Consider the following 2,720-nt stretch of genomic DNA (forward strand, 5'->3'; position numbering starts at 1 on the left):
ACCTGCAGTGTCTGCGGTGTTTTGTTCTTGCCCGATGGGGTGTGGCACACATATACTTTGGCGCCGTTGGTGCCAGGCACCCTTACATCCGTTACACAGATGCTGATCACCGCCGTTGAGCTGCAGCCGTATTTGTTGGTCACCGTTACGCTGAAGGTATAGTAACCGAACGTAGCCGGCGTGAACACCGGCGATGCCGCCGTGGTGCTGCTCAGCCTGTTGGTTGCACTGCCGCTCCACGCATACGTGTAAGGCGCGCCACCCGATGGCAGGTTACACATCATAAGCGTTGTGCTCTGTGCACCGTAGCCCAGGTACAGGTTCGTGTTCACACCACCCGTGTAGGTGCCGTTCGTTGGCGCCGAGCTCAGCGTGGCCGTGAACGGCGAGCCGATGGTGATGTACTGCACATCCGTTGCATAGTTGCCCGATGCGTCCGTGGCCCTCCAGGTACGCGTGATCACATTGCCGCTCTGTGTATCCGTATAGGTCACCGTTGGTGTGGAGCAGCCATCCGTAGCCGTGGCCATACCTGTGGCCGAAGGCAGTGTGGATGAACCGCAGCCTACCGTGATGTCATTAGGCTCCGTGAGCACCGGTTTGGTATTGTCTACGATGGTGATCAGCTGCGTAGAAGTGGCGTAGTTGCCCGCGGCATCCGTCGCCTTCCAGGTACGCGTGATCACATTACCGTTTGTTACATCGCTGTAGCTTACCGTTGGCGTGGAGCAGTTGTCCCATGCATTCGGGGTGCCGCCGCACGACGATGGCGCCGTGGACTGGCTGCAGCCGATGGTCACATCGCTCACATCAGCGATCGATGGTTTGGTGTTGTCCGTAACAGTGATCGTTTGGGTGGCCGTGGCAAAATTGCCCGATGCATCCACCGCCTTCCAGGTGCGCGTGATCACGCTGCCGCTCTGCAGGTCCGTGTAGCTGATGCTTACACTGCTGCACGCGTCTGTGGCCGTGGCCGTGCCCGTGGCATTGGGTGAAGTGGATGAGCCACAGTTCACCGTTGTATTGTTAGGAGCGGTGATCACCGGTTTCACATTGTCTGTGATCGTGATGGTCTGCGTGGCCGTGGCCGTATTGCCCGCAGCATCCGTCGCCTTCCACGTACGTGTGATCGTGTAGCCGCCGTTGCTGCTGTTGTCGCTGTAGGTTACCACCGGCGTTGAACAGTTGTCCGTGGCCGTGGCCGTACCCGTGGCTGCAGGTGCCGTTGCGCTTCCGCATGCCACCGTGGTGTTCGACGGCGCCGTGAGCACCGGTTTGATGCCATCCGAGATGGTGATCACCTGCACATCGGTCACATAATTGCCCGCCGCATCCGTCGCTTTCCAGGTACGTGTGATCTTATTGCCGTTCACCACATCACTATACGTTACCGTTGGCGTGCCGCAGTTGTCCGTGGCCGTGGCCATACCCGTTACCGATGGCAGGGCAGACTGGCTGCAGCTGATGGTGATGTCGTTGGGTTCGCTCAGCGTTGGTTTGCTGTTGTCGCTGATCACCACTGTCTGTGTCTGCACCGTGGTGTTGCCGTTGCCGTCGTCATAGGTCCAGCGGATCGTATAGGTGCCTTGTGTATTATAAGTCAATGGATCCGTTGTTGTTGCCGTTACCGTTCCTTTACAGTTGTCCTTAGCCGTTGGCCTGGTGGTAACCGTGGCAGCGCAGGTGCCGTGTATGGCAGGAAGGCTGTACGCACTCGGTACAGGCGCTTCCACATCCGCCACTTTCACCGTCTGCTCCTGTACGCTCGTGTTGCCGTTGCCGTCCGTGAACGTCCAGTGGATCGTGTAAGTGCCTTGCGTGCTGTAACTCAGCGGGTCCGTAGTGGTACCTACGATGGTGCCCTTACAGTTGTCCGTAGCCGTTGGCGCCTGCATCTTCAGGTTGTTCACGTCGTCAACATCATCGTTGTGTTCACAGCCATGGTCGTCGTCACCGGTATTGCCGAAGAGGAACCACAACAGGCTGCGCACCCACTCACCCCACTGGTTGCATCCGCAGTTGCCCGTGCGGCAATGGCACACATTGCGGCAGCAGCGGCAGTTGTCCGTGCAGCGCGTGCCACTTACCATCGTGATGTTCACCGAACACTGCCCCTCGATTACAGGCAGCGTGGCCACATTCGGTACCGGAGCCAGGTTGTCTTTTACGATCACCGTCTGGTCCTGGTAGGTTTTGTTACCCAGGTTATCCGTATACGTCCAGTGGATCGTGTACGTGCCCTGCGTGCCGTAGCTCAGCGGGTCGGTGGTGGTACCCTGCGCCGTTACGCCAGAGCATGCATCCGTGGCCGTTGGTTTGGTGGTAACCGTGGCCGAACACTGGCCCGCTACCACTGGCAGCGTGGACACATCGGCTATCGGGCCCGACTGGTCCTTCACCACTACCCTTTGTGTTTGTGTGGTTGTATTGCCCTGCCCGTCGTTGTAGGTCCAGGTAATGGTATAGACACCCTGCGCCGTATAGCTTACCGGGTTCAGCGTGGTGGCCGTAATGGTGCCCGCGCAGTTATCCGTGGCCGTTGGCGCCGTAGCTGTTACGGAGCAATCGCCCGTAAGCGTTGGCAGGCTCGCAATCGTTGGAACAGGGGCCTGTGTATCGCGCACCGTAACCGTTTGCGTTTTAGACGATGTGTTGCCACATCCGTCCGTTGCCGTCCATGTTCTTGTGAGTGTGTAATTAAATGGCGAGCTGCCGTTGGT

At 58.6% G+C, this 2,720-nt stretch carries 1 protein-coding gene; it reads right to left on the bottom strand.

The annotated features are described in order from the left end of the window. On the bottom strand, window positions 1-2,720 hold a 2,720-nt coding region (locus tag GWC95_RS04865), incomplete at both ends, for an HYR-like domain-containing protein (protein WP_161817575.1).

Source organism: Sediminibacterium roseum, from assembly GCF_009939005.1.
Taxonomy (GTDB): domain Bacteria; phylum Bacteroidota; class Bacteroidia; order Chitinophagales; family Chitinophagaceae; genus Sediminibacterium; species Sediminibacterium roseum.